A 25,586-nucleotide genomic window follows, 5' to 3' on the forward strand; every position below is an offset into this window, starting at 1 on the left:
TTCCTCCTCGATAGTCCCTTTTAACTATAATTATTGGATTAATTCTCATTATAACGTTGAAAATTGGAAAAAATAAGTGTAAAAAGTAGTTTATTAGGTTAAAACTCTCATTTACTATTAATTTTGACAGTGCTATGCTAACAACAGAGAAAATATTGTCGAATGAAGATTAATATGGAACCAATACCATTTATTTACAAAAATAATATTAGTTCATGAGGAGTGTGAAATGCTTCGTGAAGGTATTTCAATCGATAAATCCGCTACAAAATGCTTTGAACGCGTCGATGACTCAGCAGCGGACGATCACATCAAATATCTCAAATGTTGATACCTCTAATTACAAACGGAAAACCGTTTCGTTCCAGGAAAACCTACAGGAGGCCGTAAGCCAGCGCTTCCAAAGCTACAAATCAAACCCCAACCATGTGTCTTTTAGTACAGAACAGAAATCGCCAGCAAACGTCACAGTGAAAACTGACAATAATACCTTAAGTAAATCAAACAAGAACAATGTTGATATGGATGTTGAGATGGCAGAGCTCGCTAAAAATCAGCTCTGGTATAATTCGATGATTGAAAAAACAAACAGCCAGTTTCGTGATCTGCAAACTGCTATTCGAGGGAGCTAAACGAGATGAAATTGTTTAATGGATTCAATACAAGTGCTTCGGGCCTTACCGCAAATCGTTTACGAATGGACGTCGTTTCTTCCAACATCGCCAATGCTGAAACGACAAGGTCAGAGTTAGTTGATGGAGAGTGGCAACCATATAAGAGAAAAGTCGTACAACTTCAGGAAAATTCTTTTGAAAACCAGCTTCAAGCTGCGATGGGGAAAGGGAAATCATCTTCTTCAGGAGTGAAAGTTTCTGAGATAACCGAGGATCGTGCACCGAATAAGCTCGTCTACCAACCTACTCATCCAGATGCAAATGAAGATGGGTATGTAGAAATGCCGAACGTTGATATGGTAAAAGAAATGGCCGATCTCATGTCTGCTTCACGATCATATGAAGCAAATGTGACGGCACTTAATGCGACAAAAAGTATGTATATGAAAGCCCTTGAACTTGGGAAGTAGGTTAATAGCCTTTTGGGAGGAAAAACATGAACACGATTAATGCGCTTCAAAGCACACCGCTTCAAACAGCTAAATCATCTCAACCAAAAGAAGCTACAGGGGATTTTGGCAATATGTTAAAAGATGCAATTCAGCAGGTGAACAAAACTCAGGTCGAATCTGAGCAAATGTCACAAAAGCTCGTAACGGGTGAAGTACAGAACGTTCATGAAGTGATGATCGCAGCTAAAAAAGCTTCGCTCTCACTCAATTTAACAGTAGAGGTTCGAAACAAGGTGATCGAATCTTATCAAGAAATCATGCGTATGCAAATGTAGTTCTTCAGGGATGGATGGCAGATGAATGAACAATTACAAAAAATAAAAAGCCGCTGGGGCGAAACATGGACTAGTTATTCCGCTAAGACGAAATGGCTAATAGGTGGAACCTTTTTAGCAACGCTACTAATCCTTCTATTCCTTGTTTTCTGGATGTCTAAACCAAATTTGACACCTATTTATTCCAATCTCACACCAACTGAGGCTGGAGAGATCAAGGGTGCGATCGAGCAAAAAGGGATTGCAGTAGAAGTTTCAGCAGATGGCACGACCATTAGTGTCCCAAAAGCGGAGGCTTCTGATTTAAAAGTGAGTCTAGCAGCAGAGGGAATCCCTAAAAGCGGTAATGTTAACTATAGTATCTTTAGCGAAAACATGGGGATGGGAATGACAGATAAGCATTTTGATGTCGTTGAACGTGATGCGATGCAGAATGAGCTTAGCTATCTCATCGAGCAGATCGATGGCATTCAGCAATCCAAAGTCATGATCACCCTTCCGAAAGAAAGTGTTTGGTTAAATGAAGAGGGCGATGTTGCGACTGCTTCGGTTGTGGTAACGAGAGAACCTGGGTTTAGTCTCGATCAGTCCCAAGTGAACGGACTTTATCACGTTATTAGTAAAAGTGTACCGAACCTTCCAATTGAAAACATCGTTGTGATGGATCAGAACGGTTCCTCATTTGATTATGGTGAAAATAAGTTAGATACGACGTTATCGGCTTATCAGCAACAGGAACAAATTCGTCGTGATATCGAAAAAGATATGCAAAAAGACCTTCAGCAGATGCTTGGCTTACTTCTTGGTCAAGACAAAGTAGTCGTGTCTGTCATGACCAGTGTCGATTTCACTAAAGAGAAAAGAGTCGAAGATTTAGTTGAACCTGTCGATGAAGAAACTGGAGAAGGTATTGATATAAGTGTTGAAAAAATCATGGAAACCTACTCCGGTTATCCTAATGCCGCTATTGATGGCACTGGTACGGCAGAGGGAGAAATTCCAAATTACAACGCTGATGACCCAAATTACGAAGGCGACGGTTCATACGAGAAGGTCGAAGAACGCATCAATCGAGAAGTCAATCGAATTCATAAAGAGATAGAAGAAAGTCCCTATGTGATTGATGATATTACGATCAATGTAGGTGTTGAACCTCCGATTGCCGACGACGTAACGTCTTTAACAGCAGCTCATGTAGAAGATATTCGCACTGTACTAAAAAATGTTGTCCGTACGTCTTTAAGTGGAAGTGACGTACCTCTTGAAGATGCAGATCTAGAAGATCGCATCTCTGTATTTCCGAATGAGTTCAGAGGAAAACCTGGTTACGTAGCACCAGAAAAGAGTTTCTTCTCTAGTACTCTCGATACGCTTCCGATGTGGGTCATTTATGCAGCAGGAGCAGGTGTCGGAATTCTTCTCATAACAGGTACGATGCTTCTTTTCAGAAGAAAAGGTAAGCGTGAGGAAGAGTATGAAGAATTTGAAAGAACCTATACACCTAGCGAGTCAGAAGACCATTATCTTCCTCGCGAAGAAGAAGTAAAAGAAGTCGATCTTACTCCTGATGTGATACCAGGTAGAGATCAAATTGAGAAACTAGCAAAAGAAAATCCAGAGGATTTTGTTAAATTACTAAGGTTATGGATGAACGAAGACTAGGAGGGGCTATCTATGGTGAGTAAAACAAAGGAAATATCGGGCACGCAAAAAGCAGCAATTTTACTTACATCTCTTGGCCCCGATCTATCGATTCAAACGTTCAAGCATCTGACTGAGAAGGAAATCGATAAGCTTGCGCTTGGGATTTCAAAACTTAGTAGGGTAGAGACTGAGGATCGTGAAAACATTATGGATGAGTTTATTCAGATGGTTAAAGCAAAGGACTATATTGCTGCAGGTGGGATAGACTTTGCTAGACACGTGTTGGTCGAAGCGCTTGGACCTAAGAAAGCAGAGGAAATTCTAGCTAGATTACAGTCCAGTACCCAGACGAAGCCATTTGCATTTGCTAGAAAAGCAGATCCAGAGCAGATTCTTAACATCGTTCAACAAGAGCATCCTCAAACGATCGCACTTATTCTTTCTTATTTAGATTCACAGCAGGCTTCAAAGATCTTGTCCTCACTTCCTCAAGAGCGACAGGCGGATGTTGCTAGACGGATCGCCTTGATGGAAAGTACTTCACCAGAAGTAATAAGCAAGCTAGAGGACATCATCGAAAGAAAATTAAATGCCAGCGGCTCACAGGATTATACGTTTACGGGAGGAGTAGAATCGATCGTAGAAGTACTGAGCGGTGTTGACCGAAGTACAGAAAGAACGATACTCAGTTCACTCGAGAAGGACGACCCGAAGCTTGCTGAAGAAATTAAGCAGCGTATGTTTGTATTCGAAGATATTGTACTACTAGATGATCGTTCGATTCGTCTTGTGATCAGTGAAGTGAAGGATGATGATCTATCGATCGCGCTTAAGGTAGCTAGTGAAGAAGTGAAAGACCTTATCTTCAGGAATATGTCGAACCGCCGTGTTGAAACAGTGAAAGAAGAACTCGAGTTGATGGGACCACTCCGCCTTAGTGAAGTTGAAGAAGCTCAAACAAGAGTCGTCTCTGTCATCCGTTACCTCGAAGATACTGGAGAGATCGTGATCGCACGTGGTGGAGGAGATGATGTGATTGTCTAATATCATTCCGAAGGCTTACAAAAGTACAGGTGATGGACCAAAAGTACTCGGTCAAAGAGAGATTGTGGAACCTAAGAAACAACGAGTTTTACAATCTCGAACAGGAACGATTGAAGAAAAGAAATCGCACTTGCTTCAACAGATGATCCGGCTCGAAGATCAATACCATACGATCCGAACTCGGCTGCAGAATGAGGAAGATCGCGTTTTATCAAGTCTTGAACAGCGGCAGCAACAAAAAGAGCAAGAGTGGAAACAGCTTGCTGAACAGAAGTATAGAGAAGCCGAAGACAAAGGTTTTGAAGCTGGGTATCAGGCTGGACTTCAGCAAGTACAATTTGAGTTTGAAGATAAACGAAAAGAGATGGAATTAATTTTAACCGGTGCATATGAGAAGAAAGAAGAATTGATCGAAAGTGCTGAACCGTTCCTTCTCTCGCTGAGTACCGAGATTGCAAAGAAGATAATGTTAAGTGAATTGAAACAACATCCTGAAACGTTTTCTCAGATGGTCCGCCAAACATTGCAAAGCGTCCAAGATCGCGGTGAAGTTGTTCTTCACGTTTCAGTTGAAGATTACACCCATATTACCCCGATGGTAGAGGAGCTTGAGAAGCAGCTTGATGGCCATGCAAGCCTGAAACTCGTTCCGATGAGTGATTTACCTCCTGGGTCAGGAATGATACACACCCCGAGCGGTAGTTATGATATTTCGATTCACAATCAGCTAAAAGAAATCAAAAAGCAGCTATTTGCACTTTATGAGGAGAATGGAAGCGATGAGCATTAAGGTAGATCGTTATCTGTCGCGGCTCAACTCGATCCAATCTGTGCAAAAGTATGGAAAAGTTACGCAAGTTATCGGGTTAACGATTGAATCGATGGGTCCTGAGGTGAAGATGGGTGAGCTATGCTATTTAGATCCTGGTCACGGCCATACACCTATCGAAGCAGAAGTCGTAGGTTTTCGAGAAAACCGCGTCCTGCTTATGCCGATGGACGATCTTTCAGAAATTGGCCCAGGTTGCCTCGTTGTGGCAACAGGAAAGCCGCTAGAAGTGAAGGTAGGATACTCGATTCTAGGCAGTATTCTTGATGGCAGAGGAAAGCCACTTGATGAAACTTTTTTACCAGGAGGACTGAAATCAGTCACGACACACAGACAGCCACCTAATCCGATGACAAGACCAAGAATCTCAACGCCTTTTCAGCTAGGTGTACGTGCGATCGATGGTTTATTAACGGTCGGGCATGGTCAGAGAATCGGTATATTTGCCGGAAGCGGCGTCGGGAAGAGTACGCTCATGGGAATGGCGGCTCGAAACTCAGAAGCTGATGTGAACGTGATCGCCCTTATCGGTGAACGAGGAAGAGAGGTCAGAGATTTCATCGAACGAGATCTCGGTGAAGAAGGTTTGAAGAAATCCGTTATCGTCGTAGCGACTTCTGATCAATCACCACTCCAAAGGATAAAAGGCGCACTAACCGCAACATCGATCGCTGAATATTTTCGTGATGAAGGTAAGAACGTCATGCTTATGATGGATTCTGTCACGCGTTTTGCGATGGCGCAACGTGAAGTTGGACTAGCGATCGGAGAACCGCCTACAAGTAAGGGTTATACACCAAGCGTTTTTGCATTATTACCAAAATTATTAGAACGATCCGGAACGTCACATCATGGTTCGATCACTGCTTTTTATACTGTTCTCGTCGATGGTGACGATATGAACGAACCGATTGCAGATGCTGTTCGTGGGATACTTGATGGTCATATTGTTCTCGACCGAAAACTTGCTCAGAAAGGGCAGTACCCTGCGATTAATGTCTCTCAAAGTGTTAGCCGGGTGATGAAAGAAATTGTATCTCATGAACATATAGAGGCAGCGAATGAGTTAAAACGACTTCTAGCTGTTTACAATTCTTCTGAGGATCTAATCAATATTGGTGCGTATAAATCAGGAACAAATAGCAATATCGATAAAGCAATCGCAAGTCATTCAGAGATCGAGCGATATATCAAACAAGGAACAGATGAACAAGCGTCGTTTCAGGATAGCCAGGAGTGGCTTCTATCAAAGTTTGGAAAGGATGAGTAGTCATCGCACGTTACCAATTTCCATTTCAGCGTATTCTCGATGTGAAAGAAAACGAAAAAGAACAAGCGCAGCTTGAAATGGCTGAGACATTGAAAGTTCAGAGCGATTTAGAACAAGAAATAACAAAGCTCGAACAAAAATTGAATACGATGCGAGAATCCCTCGAGCAACGGCAGTTCGAAGGTCTTTCCATAACAGAACTTATAAAAGAAGAAGCTCATCTTTCCTTTTTGGATCAGAAGCTCAGTGAGAAAAAAGCGCATCTTAATCAGTTAAACGAACGAGTTTCTGGTCACCAAGAGAATTTGGCAGAGAAGGTACGAGAAGAAAAAACGTGGCAATCGATCAAGGAAAAAAGACGTGAAGAACACAATCGAGAAATCCAGATTATCGAACAAAACGAACTCGACAGCTTCAATACGGTTAGAGCTTATTTGGAACTAAAGAATGGATAGTGTGTAGGAAGGGTGAAGAAGGTGCGAAAGAAGCGGAATCATACATCGATTAAGGAAGTACTCATACACAACATTCTTCTACCGCTTACTTTCGTAGTGACGGTATTGCTGATCATTCTCCCGTTCATGGGGTATGACCTCATGGCGATCGCATCTAATGTTAGTGAAAAACCTATAACATTTATTCAGAATACGTTCGCGGCAGAGCTAGAAGATGAAATCGAGGAAGCGCCTGACTTTGAACGGAAAGCTAAAGATCAGGAAAAAGAGATCTATAGACTTACGAAGGTGGTTGAGGAGCAAAAAAGCGAACTTGCACAATACAAGACAGAAACCGAAAAGCTTAAGCAAGAAATAGAGCAAGACTTGAAAGACCGAGAGGAACGGGAGCAAAAACAACAAAATCTCGCGACGATGTACGAAGGAATGACCCCATCTAAATCAGCCGCAATCATTGAAAAGCTAACCTTAAATGAAGCTGCTCTCCTGCTCGATAAGATGGGGAGTACGGAACAAGCCGCAATCCTTGGAAAAATGAACAGTGCAGTCGCTGCTGATATTACGATTGCACTAAGAGATCTTGATAAAGCAGAACAACCAGAAGTAGCAGCTATGCAAGAAAGACTTACGTTGTTGATGAATGCGATCGAACGAAAAGATAGCTCGATCGCTGTCGAAGATCTTGCGAAACAGATTAGTGAGATGGAAGAAAAGAAAGCAGCAGGAATTTTAGAAGCGATGAGCGGAGATAAGGAAGAGAAGAAAGTTGGTATTGGAATCCTTTCAGCGCTCGATGAATCAAAGCGAACGCTTATCCTAGCAGAAATGGATGAATCTGTTTCTTCTAATTACGTAGCAGAGTTAGCTAATTGACGTAAAAGGAGGTGATCATGTGAGTAAGACGATTCAACCCCTGGCTAAAGGAACGCAAAGTGCGCCCGCGAAAGCAGAGACACCTAAAGGCAATTCTGGGTTTGAGAAGCTACTAACAAAGCTTGCCGATGGAGAAGGGTCTAAAAAGAAAGACGTTAAGGAGCTTCAAACAGAGGAAGTTACTGAAGGTGCAACAGAAGAGTTGCCAGCAAATGCTGCTTCCCCTTTGCAAGTGATGGTCGAAAAGCTTGGAATTAGCGCAAAGCAACTTCTTTTGACCAATCCAAAAGGGGAGGGGTCTTCTGATGTAGAGGTTCATGGTTTTACGAAGGACGAGTTATTGAAACTTGATCCTGGACAGCAACTTAAACTGAAGCAATCGCTCGTTGATCCTACGGTGAAAGTAAGTGAAGAAGGCAATCTGAAACCAAGTGAAGTTCAGCTGAAAGTATTGAAAATGGCTGAACAAATCGAGCCATTGTTAGGAAAACAACAGCAGTCGGACCTTCAAGCTTTATTGAAACGAAATGGGATCGACCTACCCCCTAGCTCTATGACTGGAAAAGGACTCGTTCAGGATCTAGCGGTTTCAGTCGAGACAGCTACAGTTCAAACACCTGAAGAAAATGAGCAAGTTCAACCAAAACCGTTGGCAGAACCTCTTCTGCAAACATCAGTAAAAGAAGAGTTGCCAGTTGTACGAGCACGCCAACTCACACATGATTTCAGTCAGCTGTTAGAACGAATGCAAGTAATGAAAAACGGTAAAGAATCGCAGCTTAGAATCAAACTAGCACCAGAGAACCTTGGACAGTTAGATATACGCTTAACAACAGTTGAAGGAAAAGTGACTGCTTATATTGCCACAACGACTGCAGCAGCGAAAGAAATGATCGAAGGACAGCTTAACCAGCTCCGACAAACATTTGTGCAACAGGGCATCCAACTCGACAAAGTAGAGGTCGTTCAGCAATCAAGTCAATCGCTTTTGCAAGACCACCAAAGTCATCAGCAAGGACAACAGCAGTTTGGACAGGGAAAACATCGCCGTGAGAAATCTTCTGGTCAATATGAAGTTGAAGAAAACCCTGTTGTAACCCATGAACATGAGCAAGAAGAAACGATAGGAATTAATTATTCCGTTTAGGAGGGGTGATATGAATACAGGTTCAGTTACAAATACAGGTGTTGCAAATGGAACAGCGCAGCGTCCACAATTGCCAGGACAACTTGGAAAAGACGACTTTCTTAAAATTCTAGTAGCACAGTTAGGGAATCAGGATCCTATGAAGCCGATGCAGGATACTGAATTCATTGGACAGATGGCACAATTTAGTTCGCTTGAGCAAATGACGAATATGAACAGTTCACTGACTCAATTTGTGAATAACCAGCTCCAAGATTCGATAACAGATCATGCTCATTTAATCGGTAAACAGGTGAAGTGGCGTGAGAATGATGAGCTTCAAGCTGGGAAAGTATCAGCAGTCGTTTATAAAGAAGGCACTGTTCTAGCAGAGCTTGAAGGTGGAAAACAAGTGAATATCGCCTTGTTAGAACGTATCGAAACGGGGGAGTAAGATGACGAACCTGCACATCCATGAAAGGTACCATCCAAACCAACCGCTCGTAGCAGCTAAAAAGAAGCCAACGCATGCATTTGCTGAACAGCTGAAGCAAACCTTACAAAAACCAGTCTCCTTCAGTCAACATGCAGAGCAACGATTGGCACAGCAAGGAATCTTACTCACTGACGTTCAGCTAAAGAAGCTGAATGATGGTGTTGAAACAGCTCGCGAAAAGGGTTCACAAGATTCACTTCTACTTATGAAAGACCTAGCGTTTGTTGTAAGTATAAAGAACAACAAGGTCATAACCGCGATGAAGCAAGAGCGAATGGAAAATCAAATCGTAACGAAGATCGATTCAGCGTTAATTTTATAACGTAATAGGCTGGACCATTAGATGGAGGCCTACCGCTGTGGACCGATTGAAGCAGCGACTTATAACCAAGGGGGAAAACACATGCTACGTTCTATGTACTCAGGTGTATCGGGAATGAAGGGTTTTAATACAAAGCTAGACGTCATCGGAAATAACATCGCCAATGTGAACACTGTAGGATTTAAGAAAAGCCGGGTAATGTTTCAGGACTTGCTCAGTCAGAACATGGGTGACAGACAGGTGAATTCGACTCAGGTTGGTCTTGGGGTAACGGAGGGCTCAATCGATACCCTTCACACGACGGGATCATTTATGACGACTGGGGTTCAAAGTGACCTTTCGATTGAAGGTGATGGCTACTTCAGAGTACAACGAGAAATAACCACAGACAATGGCACAACAAAAACCCCGCTATTAACAAGGTCAGGTAATTTTTACGTGAATAACGATAGTGAACTCGTAACGTCCCAGGGGTATTTCGTCCTTGATGAAGCAGGCGAGAAAATTAAGCTAGATGAACCTTATACGATCAATAGACAAGGTGAAATAAGCAAGATAAACGCAGACGGTGAACCTGTCTTTTATACAAAAATCAGTATGGGGACCGTAAGCAATCCTTCAGGATTAACAAAAGATGGAGGATCTATGTACGAGGAAACTACAAAATCAGGAGTGTTCAAGCAGGGTTTACCCGAATCATCACGCGTCGTATCCGGTCAGCTTGAAATGTCGAACGTTGATCTTACAGAAGAGTTCACCGAAATGATCGTTGCACAAAGAGGGTTCCAAGCTAACTCAAGAGTAATTACAACCTCAGATGAAATCCTTCAAGAAATCGTCAACTTAAAACGATAGGGGGTAGGAGCTGAGGAAGAGTGATCTTTCTCGGCTCATTCTGTTCTTATGATTACACTAACGAAATTAAACAAAGAACCATTTACTCTAAATGCAGTTTATATCGAAAAAATAGAAGCAACACCAGATACGATGATTTTCCTAACGAACGGAAAACATTACGTAGTGCTTGAGCCCGTTGAAGAAGTTAAAAGAAGAGTAACGGAATTTTACCAGGAAATTCAACTGTTGAAATAGTGGCTAGTAGAAGGAACGGGGGTGACAACTTTGTCTGATATGCTATCTCCAGCAACTGTCGATGCATTGTTATCAGCAATCGATGATAAACCACAAAAGCCTGATCCGCTAGAAGGAAGGCAAGTCCGAACGTATGATTTCAAACGTGCGCTTCGCTTTTCTCAGGATCATATTCGGATTCTAACAAGAATCCATGAAAATTATGCGCGACTCATGACTACGTACTCTTCTGCTCAGCTGCGGTCGATCGTACAAGCTTCTGTTGAGTCTGTAGATCAAATGTCGTTTGAGGAATTTGTGAAATCTCTTACAGACCAATCGATCTTGAGTCTATTTATCGCAAAGCCGCTTTCGGGTCAAATGGTACTTGAAGTATCGCCTGATCTCGCGTTTGCCATGCTTGACCGGATGTTAGGTGGAATGGGGCTTCAGCCAGATAAGCTTTCTCACTTAACGGAAATCGAAACGATGGTGATGGAGCGTATTTTCAGTAAGATACTCGAGAGTTTTCAAGATGCCTGGAATTCGGTATTGAAGCTGAATACTGAATTGAAAGAACTTGAGGTGAATCCTCATTTTCTTCAAATCGTATCACCGAACGAGACGGTTGTCACAGTTACGATCAATGTGAGCGTTGGTGATGTGGAAGGAACGATTCGTGTTTGTTTACCACATGTCGTACTTGAGCCGATCATGCCAAGGCTATCGGCACATCACTGGCTATCCAATCAGAAGAAAGATCCTGAACCACTGGAGAGTGAAGCACTGCAAAAGCGTTTAAGGAAGACGGATCTTACAATCGTTGCGGAATTAGGTAATTCAGAGGTAACGATCGAGGAGTTCTTGAACCTCGAAATTGGAGATGTGATACGACTGAACGAAAATGTCTCAGATCCGCTCACCGTAAAAGTCGATGATCAAGAAAAGTTTCAGGGTTATCCAGGAACTTCTAAAGGCCGGATGGCTATCCAAATAACAGAAGTTAAGGAAGAGGAGGACAGGAGCAATGACGGATGATCGCCTTTCGCAAGAGGAACTAAATGCGCTTTTCCAAGAAACCGCCGCAGGTAAGGAAGGGTCTACATTACCATTTCAAGCAGTTGAAATAGAAGCATTGAACGAGTTGTTCAGCGTCTCTTTAGGAACGCTTTCTACATCACTTTCTTCTATCTTTATGGAGGAAGTTCATGTATCAAACATCCATACCAAAGTACTTACAGATGAAAACATAACGGAACAGGTACCTTTTCCATATGTAGAAGCGTCCACTCGCTATGAAGGAGCTGCGTCTGGAGAATCGGGATTTATGTTAAACCCTCCTGATGCACAGGATATTGCAGACATTTGGGCTGTTGTAAGTGGAGATGAGAATGAAGATAACGTTGATAAAAGCTTAACCTCAGTAGTCACGCATATTATGGAAAGCTTACATAAAGGGCTCAGTATGGCTTCTGGATCATCTTTTTCCGGAACATTCTTGAATCTGCAAGTGGTATCGGAGTGGAGTAACTCTGCGTTAAGACATGCAGACTCGATGATCGATATTTCATTCGACCTATCGATCGGATCGATCATTCAAACAACCGTTCACCACGTACTGCCTGCACCGATCGGTAAGCAAATTACAGAATTGCTCGTAAGTGAAGAAGACCTTCGCCAATCAACAACAGATGAGGTCGCCGATGAACCACCTCTCACAGAACGAACACAAAGAAGCGAATGGAAGGAGCCTGAGCGTTCTTATGATGAACCAGTGAAACAGCCTGAACCAGCAAGATCTGAACCGGCAATTCAGAACGTACAGTTTACAAACTTTAATCAAAAGCAAAACCCATATTCAGAAGAGCGTAACCTTAATATGCTTCTCGATATCCCTCTCCAAGTGACGGTAGAACTCGGTCGCACGAAGCGCATCGTCAAAGATATTTTAGAGTTATCACACGGATCGATCCTTGAGCTCGATAAACTTGCAGGTGAACCTGTCGACATCCTTATCAATCAAAAGCTTATTGCTAAAGGAGAAGTCGTCGTCATCGATGAGAACTTCGGTGTGCGTGTGACAGATATATTAAGTGCAGCAGAACGGTTATCAAAGTTGCGGTAAAACAAGGAGTGTTAGAGAGTGAGACAGCGTTACTTAGGCATCATGGCACTCATGCTGCTGCTTAGTTTTTTTGTTACACCACATCACGTAGAAGCGGTTAACGGTAGCGTAACAGATTGGCTTACGGAAGATGGAGAGAAGCCCGCTGAAGAAAAGGAAGAACAGCCAGCTGTAGAAACAAAGAACTCAAATATATTTGTTCTCTTATTGAAGCTTGTATTCTACACGGTTGTCGTCGTCGGTCTAATCTATCTTCTAATCCGTTTTCTAGCGAAGCGTCAGCAAAAGATGCAGCAGCATTCGATCTTCACCCCGCTTGGAGGTACTCCGCTTGGAAACAATAAATCAGTCCAAATGATCAAAGCAGGCAACTCCGTTTATATGCTCGGTGTTGGTGAAGATATCAATCTATTAAAAGAAATTAAGGATGAAGAAGAAATGAAAGTCATCATGGCTCATGCTGAAGAACAGAAGACTGTTCCTTTTCTAAATCGAAAGCAGTCAGAAGACTTGAAGGATATGTTTCAATCCAGTCTGAACCGACAGCGGTCAAGACGCTCGAAATGGCAGCAGGACATGGATAATAACGACCCAGATAAGAGAGATCGTCTATGATGGATTTGTTAATAGGCTTAACGGTACCTGGACTTGATTTTGGTTCGAATGCGCCAGAAGATGTATCGGTAACCGTCCAACTCATCCTGTTACTTACGGTTCTTTCTATTGCGCCTGCTATTCTCGTACTCATGACCTGTTTTACTAGAATCGTAGTTGTCCTATCGTTTGTACGATCTGCCCTTGCGACACAATCGATGCCACCTAACCAGGTGCTGATCGGTCTTGCCTTGTTCTTAACATTCTTCGTCATGTCACCTGTACTATCAGAAATTAACGCAGAAGCCTTGCAGCCATATATGAACGAAGAAATTGGGCAGGAAGAGGCACTAGATGCAGCCGAAATGCCAATCAAAGAATTTATGGCCGAGCATACGCGTGAAAAAGACTTAGCGCTGTTTTACAAGTATGCGAATCTCGAAAAACCCGAATCGATTGAAGATGTAAGATTAACCGCACTTGTCCCTGCCTTTGCTATATCGGAATTAAAGACAGCTTTTCAAATAGGTTTTGTCATTTTTATTCCTTTTCTTATTATCGATATGGTTGTTGCTTCCACGCTGATGGCGATGGGGATGATGATGTTACCGCCCGTTATGATTTCTTTACCTTTTAAAATATTGCTGTTTGTGCTCGTCGATGGCTGGTATCTAGTCGTCGAGTCACTTCTATTAAGTTTCTGAGGAGGACGACATGTCACCGGATTTGGTTATTTCAATTGCCGAAGACGCTGTGTACACGGTCATCATTATCTCCGCACCACTTCTGCTTATCGCACTTGGGGTCGGTTTGATCGTCAGCGTATTTCAAGCAATGACTCAAATACAAGAGCAGACTCTCGCATTTATACCTAAAATCATTGCGGTACTGCTGACCATCGTTCTCTTCGGACCGTGGATGTTAACGATGTTGCTAGATTATACAACGAATCTCTATCAAAACCTCTATAGGTTCATCGGGTAAGGTAAATGGAAAATATCTTAAACGCCCTGCCACTGTTTTTATTAATATTCATGAGGGCGACCTCTTTCTTCATTATTGCGCCTGTCTTCTCTACAAGAAGCGTGCCGGCGCGTTTCAAAGTAAGTCTCGGGTTTTTCATCGCGCTTCTCGTAACGGCAGGGATCGGTTCAGTAGAAAGTATGCCGCTAGATTTCGCTTTTCTATTATTGATCTTCAAAGAGTTATTTATCGGTTTATCTCTTGGTTTTATCGCCACGCTAATTTTATACACGGTGCAGGTTGCTGGCGCATTCATCGATTTCCAAATGGGCTTCGTGATGGCGAATGTAATCGATCCCCAAACGCGCACTCAAGTGCCGATCATCGGTAACTTTAAGTACATGCTCGCGTTGTTATTTCTCGTATCTGTCGATGGCCATCATATGATGCTCGATGGTTTAGTCAAAAGCTATGAACTTCTTCCGGCAGAAGCGCTCCTAGCACAGGCTGAGAGTAACTCGGTTGCTAGATTTATTGCAGAAGTATTTTCTGCCATGTTCTACTCGGCGTTTCAGCTTGCGCTACCGATCGTCGCCTCCTTATTTCTTGTCGATGTTGCCCTTGGTCTATTAGCTAGAGCCGTTCCGCAAGTTAATATTTTTGTAGTTGGGCTTCCGTTAAAGATCTTTGTCGGGTTCGTATTGATCTTAGTAACGATACCCACGTTTTTCTTTCTACTCAGAGGAGTGTTTAGAGAAATGATCGATACGATGGGGCAGCTTATTCAAATTCTGGGTGGTTAATGCAATGAGTACATATCGTATGAAAATGAATCTCCAGTTTTTTTCTCAAGAAAAGACCGAAAAAGCGACCCCACAGAAGAAGCAGGATTCTAGAAAGAAGGGTCAAGTCGCAAGAAGTGCAGAGATTCCCTCAGCACTAATGATGGTCGGAGTCTTCTTGTTCATGTCTTTTGTCGGTGGTTGGATGGTCGAAAGCCTTCAAGCAATGATTCGAGGTAACATCATGAGGATACCAGATTGGAAGTTAACCGAACAAAACCTTGATCTTATGATGAAGGAGAATGTGTGGCAAGCTGCAGTGATCGCAGCGCCATTGATGGGCATCTCGCTCGTCATGGGTGTGATAGGAAACTATATGCAAGTTGGGTTTCTAGTAGCTACAGATCCTCTAAAAGCAAAGCTTGAGAGAATCAATCCGATAAAAGGTGCGAAAAGAATATTCTCGGCCCGTACGCTTGTCGAACTATTAAAATCACTGATTAAAATAAGCTTTATCACCTCCGTCACGTTCATCGTGCTTTGGAGAAAGCGAGAAGAGATGATGGTCATCTCTCAGATTTCGATGGGAGATGCGCTAGGATTAATCGGTTCGTTAATCATTCAAACGGGGTTGGCAGTAGCGATTCTCCTTCTGTTCCTGTCCATTCTTGATTACGTCTACCAAAAATATGACTTTGAAAAAAACATCCGGATGTCAAAGCAAGACATTAAGGATGAACATAAAAAGAGTGAAGGTGACCCACTCATTAAATCACGGATTAAAGAAAAGCAGCGGGAGCTAGGAATGAACCGCATGATTTCAGAAATACCAAAAGCGGATGTGGTCATTACGAACCCAACCCACTTCGCCGTAGCACTACGGTATGATCCTGAAGAAATGGATGTACCAACCGTCGTTGCAAAGGGTATGGACTATGTTGCCCTCAAAATTAAAGAATCAGCGAAAGAACATGATATCGTGATGTCGGAAAATGTCCCCTTAGCACGTGCTCTTTATCATCAAGTAGAGATAGGGGACGGTGTGCCAGAGGATTTGTTTAAAGCAGTAGCTGAGATACTTGCCTATGTATACAGCATTAAAGGCTATCCGGGAGGAGGAAATTAACCATGAAACTAAAGGATTTTGCAGTTCTCGTATCTGTCATCATGATCGTCGTTATGATGGTTATTCCGTTTCCTCCATTATTGCTAGATTTCCTCATCATGATGAATATAAGCTTAGCCTTAACGATTATTCTCGTTGCAATGAATACGAAAGAAGCGCTGCAATTTTCTATTTTCCCCTCCTTGTTATTGCTTACAACCCTATTCAGGTTGGGACTTAACGTATCGACAACGCGGTCTATTTTGACGAACAAAACTGGCGGCCAAGTCATTGAGACGTTTGGATCATTTGTGGTTGGAGGAAGTGTCGTAATAGGACTCCTTGTTTTCCTTATTCTAGTCATTATTCAATTTATTGTCATTACAAAGGGGTCCGAACGTGTAGCTGAAGTAGCAGCACGCTTTACGCTAGACGCGATGCCAGGTAAGCAAATGAGTATCGACGCAGATTTAAATGCCGGAATGATTTCAGACCAAGACGCTCGTGAACGCCGGCAAAAGATTGAGCGGGAGGCAGACTTCTACGGTGCGATGGACGGTGCGAGTAAGTTTGTAAAAGGAGATGCAATCGCAGGAATCGTTATCACACTGATCAATATTATCGGGGGACTCATCATCGGGATGGTTGTCCACGGAATGCCTGTTGGAGATGCCGCGACGACGTTTACACTCTTATCGATAGGCGACGGTCTTGTGAGTCAAATACCAGCACTATTGATTTCGACGGCTACAGGTATCGTCGTAACGCGCGCAGCTTCAGACGGAAACCTTGGAACGGATATCACAGGTCAGATCTTTGCTTACCCGAAACTGTTATACATTGTTGGAGCAGTTATTGCGCTTCTCGGGATCGCAACGCCAATCAATCCACTATTAACCTTTCCGATCGCGGGTTTACTGATTTATTCAGGTTGGATGATGCAGAAGAATCTTGATACCACTGCAGAAGAGGTAGAGACCGCTGCTGGGGATGAGGAAGCGGAAGAAATGAAAAGTCCTGAAAGCGTTACTGGACTTCTTCATGTTGATCCGATCGAGTTTGAATTCGGATATGGGCTTATTCCGCTCGCAGATCAAAAGCAAGGCGGCGATTTGTTAGACCGAGTCATCATGATTCGTCGTCAGATTGCGCTAGAACTTGGAATCGTGGTGCCTGTCATCCGAATCCGAGACAACATCCAGCTACAGCCTAATGAATATGTGGTCAAAATTAAAGGCAACCGTGTTGCGGGTGGAGAGCTATTACTAAATCAGTATCTTGCTATGAGTAGCGGAGTGGAAGATGAAACGATCACTGGGATCGAAACCGTCGAACCTGCCTTTGGCCTCCCAGCACTTTGGGTGACTGAAGAAATGAAAGATCGAGCAGAGCTTTCAGGTTATACCATCGTCGATCCGCCATCAGTTGTTTCCACCCATTTAACAGAAGTGATCAAAAAGCACGCTCACGAGCTATTGAGTCGCCAGGAAGTGAAGAACCTACTAGATAACGTGAGAGAAACATCGCCTGCTGTTCTAGAGGAGCTCATACCGAATGTACTCACGATCGGTGACGTTCAAAAAGTTCTGATGAGGTTACTAAAAGAGAAAGTGTCGATCAGGTCACTCGATATGATCCTTGAATCACTCGCTGATAATGGAATTCGAACAAAAGACACGGATGTGTTAGCAGAATATGCAAGACAGACGCTATCAAGGCAGATTACGGCTCAAATCGCAGCGCCTGGTGAAGCGATCAAAGTACTGACAGCTGGCGCAAGACTTGAAAAGCGCTTTGCAGAGTCAGTGCAGCAATCTGATCAGGGAAGCTATCTAGCACTTGACCCAGAAACGTCCCAGACGATCTATCAAGAGGTCTTGCAGCAAGTAAATCGACTCCAGCAATCTGGAATACAGCCGATCTTGCTTACTTCTCCTGCAATTCGAATGTATATAAGACAATTTCTTGAGCGATATATGCCTGACTTAACAATCCTATCTTATAGTGAATTAGAACCTGATGTTGAAGTCCAGAGTGTAGGGGTGATTAATCTGCCATGAAAATAAAACGCTATACGGTGAACCACCTGAGAGAAGCTATGCCGATGATACGGAAGGATCTTGGGAAAGACGCCGTCATCTTAAATACGAAAAAGATAAAAGTTGGAGGGTTTCTCGGTTTTTTTCAAAAGACCAAGCTCGAAGTCCTCGCTGTATTAGATGAAGATAAAGCTGCACAGGAAAAAAAGGATGAATTCGCAACGCTTCTCGAATCAGAAAAGAAGCGACGAGAGCAAGCTCCAAAACCTAAACTAGAGGAGCTTCCAGAACCTGAACCACAGCCGGTACAAGAGGAAGAGTATCATGTTATGGGCGAATTAAAGTCTATGAAGGAAATGATGATGCAGATGATGGAGACAGAAAGGTTGCCGGTGCATTTGAAACCCGTCAACGCCTTTTTGGAAGACCATGAATTCTCTAAATCGATCCGCTCATCCGTCATGGCAGACTTACTCATGAAAGCGAAGCTATCTCCTGGATTTTCAAGAGAAGATGCGTTCATCTGGATGCGACAGGGGCTGCAAAAGCGCACACAAGAATACCCTGACATGACGACACCTGCTAAAAAGATCCGATGCTTTGTTGGTCCAACTGGCGTAGGCAAAACGACGACGATCGCAAAACTTGCCGGAGATATTATTTTGAATGAACGAAAATCAGTAGGATTGATCACGTCGGATACGTACCGAATTGCTGCGGTCGATCAGCTTCGGACATATGCAGATATTCTTGGAATTCCATTAGAGGTCGTTCAATCACCTGATGACCTGTCATTTGCAATTGAAAAACTCTCTGAATGTGACACGATTCTGATGGATACAGCAGGACGGAATTACCAGCAGTACAAGTATATTTCACAACTTGAAGATCTTGTTTCGAAGAATGACATTGCTATCAGTCTCGTTCTTAGCCTGACTCATCGGTATAACGATTTAAAAGTTATTACAGATAATTTTCAGAGCGTTGGTGTGACAGAAGTCATTTTGACGAAGATGGATGAAACGAAAGCTCGAGGGCCTGTTTTTAACTTAATGGAAGATTACAAGCTTCCAGTGACCCTCATTACGAATGGACAGAACGTGCCTGATGATATGGTGAGGACCACGCAAGGTCCCCTTGTGGATTTAGTAATGGAGGATAAGATGTATGACAGATCAAGCTAACAAACTACGAGAGAAGGTCACGAGTCGCGCTGAGTCTTCCCCTCGAGACAGAAAGACCAAGGTTATCGCAATAACGAGCGGTAAAGGCGGGGTCGGTAAGTCCAATGTTTGTTTGAATCTAGCATTAAGTATGGAAGCTCTTGATAAAAAAGTAATGATTCTAGACCTTGATATCGGAATGGCGAACGTTGATGTCCTTATGGGCGTAACACCAAAAGAAACGTTGCTTTCGATGCTTAAAAAAAACCTCTCACTTGATGAAGTATTAGAAACAGGTGTGAATGGTCTCACGTATATTGCTGGGGGCAATGGTATCGGTACTGTTTTCTCAATGACTGATGATCAGCTTCACCATTTCTTCAATGAGTTTAGTAGCCTACAAGGTAAAGTCGATTACATTATTTTAGACACGGGTGCAGGCCTTACTCCTGAGAGTATGAGATTTCTTCAAGCTGCAGATGACATCTTTATCGTTCTCAACCCAGAACCTCCGTCAATTACGGATGCTTATGCTGTATTAAAAGCGCTTCATAGCAAGAATGCGAATCTACCGGTCAAGCTAATCGTCAATCGTACTGTTAGCGATCAAGAGGGAGAACAAGCTTCAGCTAACTTTTTGCGGGCTTCAGAGCAGCTTCTCAATAAACCGATTGAGGTCCTTGGGTATATCCCAGACGATGACGCAGTAAGGAAAGCGGTTATGGAACAAACGCCATTTCTTTTGCAGTACCCGCGTTCAAAAGCTTCTCTAGCCATTAATCAAATCGCAAGAACTTACCTTGAACTTCCTACCCAGTACAAGCTAGGAGTGAAAGGGTTCCTAATGAAAACGTTGTTTCATAAATAAATGGAAGACATAATCAGGTGGTGAATCCCATGAAATCCAAAATGGATCAACAGACAATTGAATATTGGAAAGCATGGAAGAGTGAGAAAAACGAAGAAGCCGGTAACTATCTAGTTTCCTTCTATCGACCACTTGTTGATTATGCTGTGAAACGTTATGTGGCTACATTACCTTCTTCTGTTCATCCGGATGATATTAGTAGTTTTGCATTCAATGGTTTGCTAGATGCGATCGATAAGTTTGAACTAGAACGTGACCTTAAATTCGAAACATATGCGAACTGGCGTATCAAAGGTTCGATCATAGATGGTTTGAGACAGAATGACTGGGTGCCACGATCTGTAAGAGATAAAGCGCGCAAAATCGAAGAAGCGTATGCGTTGTTAGAGCAAGAACATCAAAAGTCTTGTACAGATGAAGAAGTAGCGAAGCACCTTGGTATGACAGTAGCAGAAGTTCAACAAACGATGCAGGATGCTTCTCTTTCAATCATGATTTCAGTTGATGAACCAGTGTATGAAGAAGATCAACAGCAGATCGAACGGTATAACGTCATTGAGAATGAACGAGCGGATCTCCCAGAAAAGCATATCCATGAGCATTTTATTAAGGAAATTCTGACCGAAACGATCGATCGCCTTCCAGAAAAAGAAAAACTAGTTATTTCGCTCGTCTATTTTGAAGAGCTTACCTTGACTGAAATTGCGAGAATTCTCAAGCTGTCTACAAGTCGAGTCTCTCAACTTCATTCAAAAGCACTACTGCGAATGAAAGGTGCCCTTCGAGCGAATAAAGAACATGTCCAATCCATGTAATCGGAGTGAATTGAATGGTAATCTTCATTTTTATCAGCATAGCTTTACATCTAGTTAGCTTCTTGTGTATCGTACTTCTATTTCTCAAGCAGTCCAAAGGATCCAATTTAAAAGAAGAAGTACGAGAAAGTATGCAGTCCTATATCGAACAGCTCGAACATGAGAATGATCAGTTGATCGATCGCGTGAAGACACTTGTTGAAAAGCGAGAGAGTCAAATCGATTTACGACTGCGCGTGCTTGAGCAATCAAGAGACAAGGCGCCACAGGAAAGCGTGAGGCCGTCGCAGCCTCCAAAAGAGGTACAGCAACACCAGAAACCTGGATCGGTCGTTCTTCAACACCCTTCAGTAAGAAATGATCGGAAGCAGCAAGCTCTCAGGTTGTATAAAGAAGGGTTTACGATGAATGAGATCGCTAAATTTCTGAACTGCGGTGTTGGAGAGGTCGAACTTATCGTGAATATTCACGGAAGGTCACAACAGCTATGAAAATTCAACAATCAAGTCAACTGATGCTTGATTCAGTAAAGAAAGATACAACGAAGCCATCATCTAAAAACGCATTTAACAACGTGATCAATGAAGCAGCAAAAGAGTTAAAAGGTTCTGCACTTCAAAGGCTGCTTCATCAGATCGAAGACCAAGGAAAGCTTTTGGGAAGAGAAAAAACGCTTCAAAACTTAACAGCATATAAACGGTTAGTAAAGCAATTTCTTGAAGAAGCAGTAGGCCAAGGTCTCTCATTATCTGAAAAGAACAGCACAGACCCACATGGAAGAAATCGAACGTATAAACTCGTTGAAACAGTTGAAGAAAAGCTTGTAGAGCTTCAAGAGGAAATTCTAGCAAAAGAAAAGTCCGGTGTGCGCGTTCTATCGCTCGTTGGTGAAATTAAAGGACTGTTAGTGGATTTCATGCTCTAGGTCATTTATACTAGAAAAAATAGGAAGTTTATGCTCATGTGGGAACGCATGAGTTTTTCTATAATTAAAATAAGAACATACGTTCGAATTTGTGGTTGTGATTTTCGTACGTTAGGATACTTTCTATCCTACACAAAGAGAAGGGAGAGGTGAGGATGATGCAAAGGTGTCCATATTCTATGATAAAGGGTGGTCATGGTGAGCTTATGAAAAACCCCCTTTTCCGGTCATTTATGGAAGACGAGGAGAACTGGAGATGTTACGTCGAGGTAAGTGAAGAACATAAGAAAGACACACTTCAAAGGTTAAATAAGCTTTTCCATATGTATTATGCAGAAATTCGATTTATTGCATATATGTCAAGGTTGATCCATTATACGGCGATTAATTTCGACCGAAAACACAGATTAAACAGCATGAGATATCCATTAACGCTGGATCAACCGGTAAAAGAAAACGGGGACTCCTGGATTGATCTAGTCGCGGGGGAGCCGATTCAACCTACTACAAAGGATGTTGATCAACAATTTCTATCTTTTTCTCTGTTTCGGGCGTATAAAAGGCTGACGGCTAAGCAGAAAGAAGTGTTAGATCTCTTTTATAGCGAAGGCGCTACTGATACAGAAATCGCAAATGATTTCGGCGTATCTCAGCAGGCGGTAAGCAAACGTAGAAAGCGCGCATTGAAGAAATTAAGAGACGTGGTAAAGGAGGGGATCCAATGAACATCACAAACATTATTAATACGATGATCGGTGATTTAGGTTTTCCAATCGTTGTGTCGCTGTATTTACTCATTAGACTGGAGAGAAAAATAGAAAATTTATCGAATGTGATTGCTGAACAGGATTCGAATAAGAAGGGATAACTATGGAAAGTAGACTATATAACCTTTTACAACGTGCAAAGAAACAAGATGAGGAAGCAATTTCCCTCATTCTACAAACCTTCGAGAAAAAGATCGAAGCAGAATTAAGACAAACGTCTTATGCTGAGAGAGACGATTTAAGACAAGACTTGTATATGAAAGTGTACGAAGCAATAGAAAAATACAAGATTGACGATGTACCTGACTTTGAAGAGTTTGTCATAAATCTCGAAAAAGGGAAGAAAGACAGTGGTGAATGATGTATGAACATTTAGGAAAATCATTGTAGCTTGAATCGCTTTTAGCTATGATGGTGGTGGAAGATACAATACGGAGGGTTTATGATGAAAATTTTCTTAATAATCGGTGCGATCAACGCATGTCTTGCTGTTGGTCTTGGTGCCTTTGGAGCACATGGGCTAGAAAGTCGTCTATCAGAGAGAATGCTTGAAACGTTCAAAACGGGCGTTCAGTACCATATGTATCATGCTCTCGGATTGATCGGTATTGCCCTTGTTGCGGACAAGCTTCAATCAGCAGGATTAATCAATTGGGCTGGGTGGCTAATGTTTGCTGGGATCATCCTCTTCTCAGGAAGCCTTTATGTTCTGAGCTTGAGTGGCATTAAGATCCTTGGGGCAATTACCCCGCTTGGAGGCTTAGCTTTTATTATTGCTTGGATCCTTCTTGCAGTGGCAACCTTCAAAATGTAATGGAAAACCGGCCTAAGTCAGGCCGGTTTTTGATTTATCTTGGAGAGTATGAAGTCATTTGTTGAAGAGGATAGTTATACTCAAGCTCCTCGTCGAATGTAATATAGTCCAAGTAGATCATTAATAAAATATAGCGTTTTCCTGTCTGAGGATCAGAAATAATAATATGATCTCTTCCCGCTGCTTCAATAATCCCTTTGAACACCTTCGCATTCCACTTTTCGTTGTTTTCAAATGTCATATAAATCGTAGCGACTTTTCCAAGGTTCAAACGAAGGATGTTTTCGATATACGATTGTTCGACTGCCAACTGAGCTGGAAAACCTTGCCCTTGTGTCATGGCCCCCTGTACTTGTTGACCTTGACTTGGGTATCCTGATGGAAATGATTGCTGCCCCATTTGTTGTCCCTGACCGTTTTGCCCCATCTGTCCCATCTGCTGCCCCATTTGTCCCATTCCATTTTGTCCTTGTTGCGGCATTTGTCCATAGCCGCCGCCCCCGTTGTTCCATAGCTTATTTTTCATTGTAACCCTCCTTAAGCGTTCCCTTAGCCTTAGTAAACCTCTGAGCACTCACTTTCGGTAGGTTGATAAAAGCAATGCGCTTTATACCTTCCAGCATTCCATTGATCGAACCACTGAGCAGGGCAGGTTCCAGATGGTTTGAAGAACCACAGTGCGTTACTTGCCGGGTGGTATCGGGTCCCTTTGATCGTTTTTCGGGCTAGGCGTTTATCCTTTTCTCTAGCGCGTTGATAAAAATAGCCTTTTTTGGTAGCTTCGAACCCCCCCGGACTTTGATAAACCATGTTTGTGATAGAGTTAATGTTTTCGAAATCAATACAGGTAACTTTTACTCGATTGACACCGACATTTCCCACCATCAGCATACCTAGTTCACCATCGCCCTCTGCCTCGGCCCGCATTAATCGTGCCAAGAGAGCAACATCTGAGTCATTCGTTTGAATAACGGCCAAAAGACCACCTCATCTCAGGTTTCACAACGTTCCTCAGCAGGATGAAAGAATAAAGCCATGGCCCCTTCGTAACTCATTGTATGTTTCATATGGGAGGTTATGACTTTTTGTAGATCGAGAATGAAGAGAGAAACATGCAAATAGAAAAAAGCCATTGAAAACAAATGTTTTCAATGGCTTTTCCACATCGTATTATACGTACAAGAACTGAGGGAGGCGTTCTTTAGGAAGGTGAGTTCCAACGAAGAAGCTTCCGAATTCACCGAAGCGTGCACTCACTTCATCAAATCTCATTTCATATACAAGTTTTTTGAACTGCAGAACATCATCAGCGAATAGAGTAACGCCCCATTCCCAGTCGTCGAAACCGACTGAACCGGTGATGATCTGTTTTACTTTCCCAGCGTAACTTCGTCCAATGAGTCCGTGACTACGCATCATGTCACGACGCTCGTCCATGGAAAGCATGTACCAGTTATCGTTTCCTTCGCGCTTTTTGTTCATTGGGTAGAAACAAACATATGGCGCTTCAGAAAGCTCTGGCTTCAAGCGTGCTTGAATACGAGGGTCGTTATCAGGATCGCTGTCTTTGCCAGCCATATAGTTACTTAGCTCAACAACTGATACATAAGAGTATGCTGGTATTGTATATTCAGCAAGTGTTGTTTTATTAAATGCATTCTCGATCTCATTGAGTTCTTCCATTGTAGGGCGAAGGAGCATCAACATAAAGTCTGCTTTCTGACCTACGATGGAGTATAGTGCGTGACTTCCTTCTTTGTGATTTGCTGTTACTTCCCACTTTTCGAGGAACGTTAAGAATTCGTTAATCGCATTGTCACGTTCGTCGCTAGATAGCTGCTTCCATGCAGTCCAATCCATCAAACGGAAATCATGCAGGCAATACCAGCCATCAAGAGTTTCTGCTGCTTGGTTCATATATGATCCACTCCTTAATAAGTATCCAATCAATCTCCATCTTCTACTATACCAATACTTGTACTTGTTTAAAAGCGATTGAAGTGTGGATCATGTGAAGGAAAGGCAACTCTTTTATCGGGTCAGTTTATACTCGGCCTCACTTCTTTCATGCTTATCACATATAAGGAATGTTCTA

At 42.6% G+C, this 25,586-nt stretch carries 34 protein-coding genes; 31 read left to right on the forward strand and 3 right to left on the reverse strand.

Annotated elements, in window-relative coordinates; genetic code table 11:
* Window positions 1–236 precede the first annotated feature (236 nt).
* The 31 genes from flgB (at window position 237) to LCM09_RS16675 (ending at window position 23,491) form a co-directional block, all read left to right on the forward strand.
* Complete coding sequence (gene flgB, locus LCM09_RS16525) at window positions 237–632, forward strand: flagellar basal body rod protein FlgB (protein WP_224884184.1); 396 nt, start codon at window positions 237–239, stop codon at window positions 630–632.
* Window positions 633–637: 5 nt separating this feature from the next.
* On the forward strand, window positions 638–1,084 hold the full coding sequence (gene flgC / locus LCM09_RS16530; RefSeq protein WP_224884186.1) for a flagellar basal body rod protein FlgC: 447 nt from the start codon (window positions 638–640) through the stop codon (window positions 1,082–1,084).
* Window positions 1,085–1,110: 26 nt separating this feature from the next.
* Window positions 1,111–1,401 carry a flagellar hook-basal body complex protein FliE gene (gene fliE / locus LCM09_RS16535; protein ID WP_224884188.1) on the forward strand — a complete coding sequence of 97 codons (291 nt, stop codon included), beginning with the start codon at window positions 1,111–1,113 and terminating at the stop codon, window positions 1,399–1,401.
* Between the two features lie 21 nt (window positions 1,402–1,422).
* Complete coding sequence (gene fliF / locus LCM09_RS16540) at window positions 1,423–3,063, forward strand: flagellar basal-body MS-ring/collar protein FliF (protein ID WP_224884190.1); 1,641 nt, start codon at window positions 1,423–1,425, stop codon at window positions 3,061–3,063.
* Between the two features lie 12 nt (window positions 3,064–3,075).
* Window positions 3,076–4,089: a flagellar motor switch protein FliG gene (gene fliG, locus LCM09_RS16545; protein WP_224884192.1), complete on the forward strand. Its 1,014-nt coding sequence runs from the start codon at window positions 3,076–3,078 to the stop codon at window positions 4,087–4,089.
* Window positions 4,082–4,879 (forward strand): FliH/SctL family protein, encoded by a 798-nt coding sequence (locus tag LCM09_RS16550; protein WP_224884194.1) that lies wholly within the window; start codon window positions 4,082–4,084, stop codon window positions 4,877–4,879. Before fliG ends, LCM09_RS16550 begins: the two co-directional genes overlap by 8 nt.
* Window positions 4,869–6,188 (forward strand): flagellar protein export ATPase FliI, encoded by a 1,320-nt coding sequence (gene fliI, locus LCM09_RS16555; protein ID WP_224884196.1) that lies wholly within the window; start codon window positions 4,869–4,871, stop codon window positions 6,186–6,188. Before LCM09_RS16550 ends, fliI begins: the two co-directional genes overlap by 11 nt.
* A 2-nt stretch (window positions 6,189–6,190) precedes the next feature.
* Window positions 6,191–6,643 carry a flagellar export protein FliJ gene (gene fliJ / locus LCM09_RS16560; protein WP_224884410.1) on the forward strand — a complete coding sequence of 151 codons (453 nt, stop codon included), beginning with the start codon at window positions 6,191–6,193 and terminating at the stop codon, window positions 6,641–6,643.
* Between the two features lie 21 nt (window positions 6,644–6,664).
* Window positions 6,665–7,516: a MotE family protein gene (locus tag LCM09_RS16565; protein ID WP_224884198.1), complete on the forward strand. Its 852-nt coding sequence runs from the start codon at window positions 6,665–6,667 to the stop codon at window positions 7,514–7,516.
* A 19-nt stretch (window positions 7,517–7,535) separates the two neighbouring features.
* Window positions 7,536–8,663, forward strand: a complete 1,128-nt coding sequence (locus tag LCM09_RS20940) for a flagellar hook-length control protein FliK (protein WP_224884200.1) — start codon at window positions 7,536–7,538, stop codon at window positions 8,661–8,663.
* Window positions 8,664–8,673: 10 nt separating this feature from the next.
* On the forward strand, window positions 8,674–9,096 hold the full coding sequence (gene flgD, locus LCM09_RS16575) for a flagellar hook assembly protein FlgD (protein ID WP_224884201.1): 423 nt from the start codon (window positions 8,674–8,676) through the stop codon (window positions 9,094–9,096).
* Window position 9,097: 1 nt separating this feature from the next.
* Window positions 9,098–9,460, forward strand: coding sequence for a TIGR02530 family flagellar biosynthesis protein (locus LCM09_RS16580; RefSeq protein WP_224884203.1), 363 nt, complete (start codon window positions 9,098–9,100; stop codon window positions 9,458–9,460).
* 81 nt (window positions 9,461–9,541) lie between these two features.
* Window positions 9,542–10,315 carry a flagellar hook-basal body complex protein gene (locus LCM09_RS16585; protein WP_224884205.1) on the forward strand — a complete coding sequence of 258 codons (774 nt, stop codon included), beginning with the start codon at window positions 9,542–9,544 and terminating at the stop codon, window positions 10,313–10,315.
* 48 nt (window positions 10,316–10,363) lie between these two features.
* A complete protein-coding gene (locus tag LCM09_RS16590; RefSeq protein ID WP_224884207.1) occupies window positions 10,364–10,552 on the forward strand; it encodes a flagellar FlbD family protein in 189 nt (62 codons plus the stop codon).
* Between the two features lie 30 nt (window positions 10,553–10,582).
* A complete protein-coding gene (gene fliM, locus LCM09_RS16595; RefSeq protein ID WP_224884209.1) occupies window positions 10,583–11,569 on the forward strand; it encodes a flagellar motor switch protein FliM in 987 nt (328 codons plus the stop codon).
* Window positions 11,559–12,656, forward strand: a complete 1,098-nt coding sequence (gene fliY / locus LCM09_RS16600) for a flagellar motor switch phosphatase FliY (RefSeq protein ID WP_224884212.1) — start codon at window positions 11,559–11,561, stop codon at window positions 12,654–12,656. Before fliM ends, fliY begins: the two co-directional genes overlap by 11 nt.
* An 18-nt stretch (window positions 12,657–12,674) precedes the next feature.
* Window positions 12,675–13,271 (forward strand): flagellar biosynthetic protein FliO, encoded by a 597-nt coding sequence (locus LCM09_RS16605; RefSeq protein WP_224884214.1) that lies wholly within the window; start codon window positions 12,675–12,677, stop codon window positions 13,269–13,271.
* Window positions 13,271–13,954, forward strand: a complete 684-nt coding sequence (fliP, locus tag LCM09_RS16610; protein WP_224884412.1) for a flagellar type III secretion system pore protein FliP — start codon at window positions 13,271–13,273, stop codon at window positions 13,952–13,954. Before LCM09_RS16605 ends, fliP begins: the two co-directional genes overlap by 1 nt.
* Before the next feature lie 10 nt (window positions 13,955–13,964).
* Complete coding sequence (gene fliQ / locus LCM09_RS16615) at window positions 13,965–14,234, forward strand: flagellar biosynthesis protein FliQ (RefSeq protein WP_224884216.1); 270 nt, start codon at window positions 13,965–13,967, stop codon at window positions 14,232–14,234.
* A 5-nt stretch (window positions 14,235–14,239) separates the two neighbouring features.
* Window positions 14,240–15,016: a flagellar biosynthetic protein FliR gene (gene fliR, locus LCM09_RS16620; RefSeq protein WP_224884218.1), complete on the forward strand. Its 777-nt coding sequence runs from the start codon at window positions 14,240–14,242 to the stop codon at window positions 15,014–15,016.
* Between the two features lie 4 nt (window positions 15,017–15,020).
* Entirely contained in the window at window positions 15,021–16,121 is a 1,101-nt protein-coding gene (flhB, locus tag LCM09_RS16625; protein WP_224884219.1) for a flagellar biosynthesis protein FlhB, read from the forward strand.
* Window positions 16,122–16,123: 2 nt separating this feature from the next.
* A complete protein-coding gene (flhA, locus tag LCM09_RS16630) occupies window positions 16,124–18,160 on the forward strand; it encodes a flagellar biosynthesis protein FlhA (protein WP_224884221.1) in 2,037 nt (678 codons plus the stop codon).
* The gene (gene flhF / locus LCM09_RS16635) at window positions 18,157–19,323 is read left to right on the forward strand and encodes a flagellar biosynthesis GTPase FlhF (protein ID WP_224884223.1); all 1,167 of its coding nucleotides are present in this window, start codon (window positions 18,157–18,159) and stop codon (window positions 19,321–19,323) included. The genes flhA and flhF overlap by 4 nt, the downstream gene beginning before the upstream one ends.
* Window positions 19,307–20,170: a MinD/ParA family protein gene (locus LCM09_RS16640; RefSeq protein WP_224884225.1), complete on the forward strand. Its 864-nt coding sequence runs from the start codon at window positions 19,307–19,309 to the stop codon at window positions 20,168–20,170. The genes flhF and LCM09_RS16640 overlap by 17 nt, the downstream gene beginning before the upstream one ends.
* Window positions 20,171–20,199: 29 nt before the next feature.
* Window positions 20,200–20,985 (forward strand): FliA/WhiG family RNA polymerase sigma factor, encoded by a 786-nt coding sequence (locus LCM09_RS16645; protein WP_224884227.1) that lies wholly within the window; start codon window positions 20,200–20,202, stop codon window positions 20,983–20,985.
* A 14-nt stretch (window positions 20,986–20,999) separates the two neighbouring features.
* Window positions 21,000–21,476 (forward strand): DUF6115 domain-containing protein, encoded by a 477-nt coding sequence (locus tag LCM09_RS16650; RefSeq protein ID WP_224884229.1) that lies wholly within the window; start codon window positions 21,000–21,002, stop codon window positions 21,474–21,476.
* A complete protein-coding gene (locus LCM09_RS16655) occupies window positions 21,473–21,910 on the forward strand; it encodes a YaaR family protein (protein ID WP_224884231.1) in 438 nt (145 codons plus the stop codon). The genes LCM09_RS16650 and LCM09_RS16655 overlap by 4 nt, the downstream gene beginning before the upstream one ends.
* 155 nt (window positions 21,911–22,065) lie before the next feature.
* Entirely contained in the window at window positions 22,066–22,635 is a 570-nt protein-coding gene (locus LCM09_RS16660) for a sigma-70 family RNA polymerase sigma factor (RefSeq protein WP_224884233.1), read from the forward strand.
* Window positions 22,632–22,778, forward strand: coding sequence for a YvrJ family protein (locus tag LCM09_RS16665; RefSeq protein WP_224884235.1), 147 nt, complete (start codon window positions 22,632–22,634; stop codon window positions 22,776–22,778). Before LCM09_RS16660 ends, LCM09_RS16665 begins: the two co-directional genes overlap by 4 nt.
* A 2-nt stretch (window positions 22,779–22,780) precedes the next feature.
* The gene (locus LCM09_RS16670; protein WP_224884237.1) at window positions 22,781–23,038 is read left to right on the forward strand and encodes a helix-turn-helix domain-containing protein; all 258 of its coding nucleotides are present in this window, start codon (window positions 22,781–22,783) and stop codon (window positions 23,036–23,038) included.
* Window positions 23,039–23,122: 84 nt separating this feature from the next.
* Window positions 23,123–23,491, forward strand: coding sequence for a DUF423 domain-containing protein (locus LCM09_RS16675; protein WP_224884413.1), 369 nt, complete (start codon window positions 23,123–23,125; stop codon window positions 23,489–23,491).
* 34 nt (window positions 23,492–23,525) lie between these two features.
* Here LCM09_RS16675 and gerQ read toward each other — a convergent pair whose 3' ends face one another.
* From gerQ to hemQ, 3 genes are all read right to left on the reverse strand, one after another.
* Window positions 23,526–24,017, reverse strand: a complete 492-nt coding sequence (gene gerQ / locus LCM09_RS16680) for a spore coat protein GerQ (protein WP_224884238.1) — start codon at window positions 24,015–24,017, stop codon at window positions 23,526–23,528.
* Window positions 24,018–24,046: 29 nt separating this feature from the next.
* Complete coding sequence (locus LCM09_RS16685) at window positions 24,047–24,469, reverse strand: cell wall hydrolase (protein ID WP_224884239.1); 423 nt, start codon at window positions 24,467–24,469, stop codon at window positions 24,047–24,049.
* A gap of 192 nt (window positions 24,470–24,661) precedes the next feature.
* Window positions 24,662–25,408, reverse strand: coding sequence for a hydrogen peroxide-dependent heme synthase (gene hemQ / locus LCM09_RS16690; RefSeq protein ID WP_224884241.1), 747 nt, complete (start codon window positions 25,406–25,408; stop codon window positions 24,662–24,664).
* Between the last annotated feature and the right edge of the window lie 178 nt (window positions 25,409–25,586).

The organism is Guptibacillus algicola, from assembly GCF_020171805.1.
GTDB lineage: Bacteria > Bacillota > Bacilli > Bacillales > Guptibacillaceae > Guptibacillus > Guptibacillus algicola.

What these genes read in the sequence shown, in the direction of transcription:
- flgC (WP_224884186.1), top strand. Translation starts at nt 638, where the DNA reads ATGAAATTGTTTAATGGATTCAATACAAGTGCTTCGGGCCTTACCGCA.
- LCM09_RS16585 (WP_224884205.1), top strand. Translation starts at nt 9,542, where the DNA reads ATGCTACGTTCTATGTACTCAGGTGTATCGGGAATGAAGGGTTTTAAT.
- LCM09_RS16665 (WP_224884235.1), top strand. Translation starts at nt 22,632, where the DNA reads ATGAACATCACAAACATTATTAATACGATGATCGGTGATTTAGGTTTT.
- LCM09_RS16650 (WP_224884229.1), top strand. Translation starts at nt 21,000, where the DNA reads ATGGTAATCTTCATTTTTATCAGCATAGCTTTACATCTAGTTAGCTTC.
- fliG (WP_224884192.1), top strand. Translation starts at nt 3,076, where the DNA reads ATGGTGAGTAAAACAAAGGAAATATCGGGCACGCAAAAAGCAGCAATT.
- flgD (WP_224884201.1), top strand. Translation starts at nt 8,674, where the DNA reads ATGAATACAGGTTCAGTTACAAATACAGGTGTTGCAAATGGAACAGCG.
- LCM09_RS16640 (WP_224884225.1), top strand. Translation starts at nt 19,307, where the DNA reads ATGACAGATCAAGCTAACAAACTACGAGAGAAGGTCACGAGTCGCGCT.
- flhA (WP_224884221.1), top strand. Translation starts at nt 16,124, where the DNA reads ATGAAACTAAAGGATTTTGCAGTTCTCGTATCTGTCATCATGATCGTC.
- flhB (WP_224884219.1), top strand. Translation starts at nt 15,021, where the DNA reads ATGAGTACATATCGTATGAAAATGAATCTCCAGTTTTTTTCTCAAGAA.
- fliY (WP_224884212.1), top strand. Translation starts at nt 11,559, where the DNA reads ATGACGGATGATCGCCTTTCGCAAGAGGAACTAAATGCGCTTTTCCAA.
- LCM09_RS16675 (WP_224884413.1), top strand. Translation starts at nt 23,123, where the DNA reads ATGAAAATTTTCTTAATAATCGGTGCGATCAACGCATGTCTTGCTGTT.
- fliE (WP_224884188.1), top strand. Translation starts at nt 1,111, where the DNA reads ATGAACACGATTAATGCGCTTCAAAGCACACCGCTTCAAACAGCTAAA.
- LCM09_RS16655 (WP_224884231.1), top strand. Translation starts at nt 21,473, where the DNA reads ATGAAAATTCAACAATCAAGTCAACTGATGCTTGATTCAGTAAAGAAA.
- LCM09_RS16590 (WP_224884207.1), top strand. Translation starts at nt 10,364, where the DNA reads ATGATTACACTAACGAAATTAAACAAAGAACCATTTACTCTAAATGCA.
- gerQ (WP_224884238.1), bottom strand. Translation starts at nt 24,017, where the DNA reads ATGAAAAATAAGCTATGGAACAACGGGGGCGGCGGCTATGGACAAATG.
- fliF (WP_224884190.1), top strand. Translation starts at nt 1,423, where the DNA reads ATGAATGAACAATTACAAAAAATAAAAAGCCGCTGGGGCGAAACATGG.
- LCM09_RS16645 (WP_224884227.1), top strand. Translation starts at nt 20,200, where the DNA reads ATGAAATCCAAAATGGATCAACAGACAATTGAATATTGGAAAGCATGG.
- fliP (WP_224884412.1), top strand. Translation starts at nt 13,271, where the DNA reads ATGGATTTGTTAATAGGCTTAACGGTACCTGGACTTGATTTTGGTTCG.
- LCM09_RS16580 (WP_224884203.1), top strand. Translation starts at nt 9,098, where the DNA reads ATGACGAACCTGCACATCCATGAAAGGTACCATCCAAACCAACCGCTC.
- LCM09_RS16670 (WP_224884237.1), top strand. Translation starts at nt 22,781, where the DNA reads ATGGAAAGTAGACTATATAACCTTTTACAACGTGCAAAGAAACAAGAT.
- LCM09_RS16660 (WP_224884233.1), top strand. Translation starts at nt 22,066, where the DNA reads ATGATGCAAAGGTGTCCATATTCTATGATAAAGGGTGGTCATGGTGAG.
- fliQ (WP_224884216.1), top strand. Translation starts at nt 13,965, where the DNA reads ATGTCACCGGATTTGGTTATTTCAATTGCCGAAGACGCTGTGTACACG.
- hemQ (WP_224884241.1), bottom strand. Translation starts at nt 25,408, where the DNA reads ATGAACCAAGCAGCAGAAACTCTTGATGGCTGGTATTGCCTGCATGAT.
- fliR (WP_224884218.1), top strand. Translation starts at nt 14,240, where the DNA reads ATGGAAAATATCTTAAACGCCCTGCCACTGTTTTTATTAATATTCATG.
- flhF (WP_224884223.1), top strand. Translation starts at nt 18,157, where the DNA reads ATGAAAATAAAACGCTATACGGTGAACCACCTGAGAGAAGCTATGCCG.
- fliI (WP_224884196.1), top strand. Translation starts at nt 4,869, where the DNA reads ATGAGCATTAAGGTAGATCGTTATCTGTCGCGGCTCAACTCGATCCAA.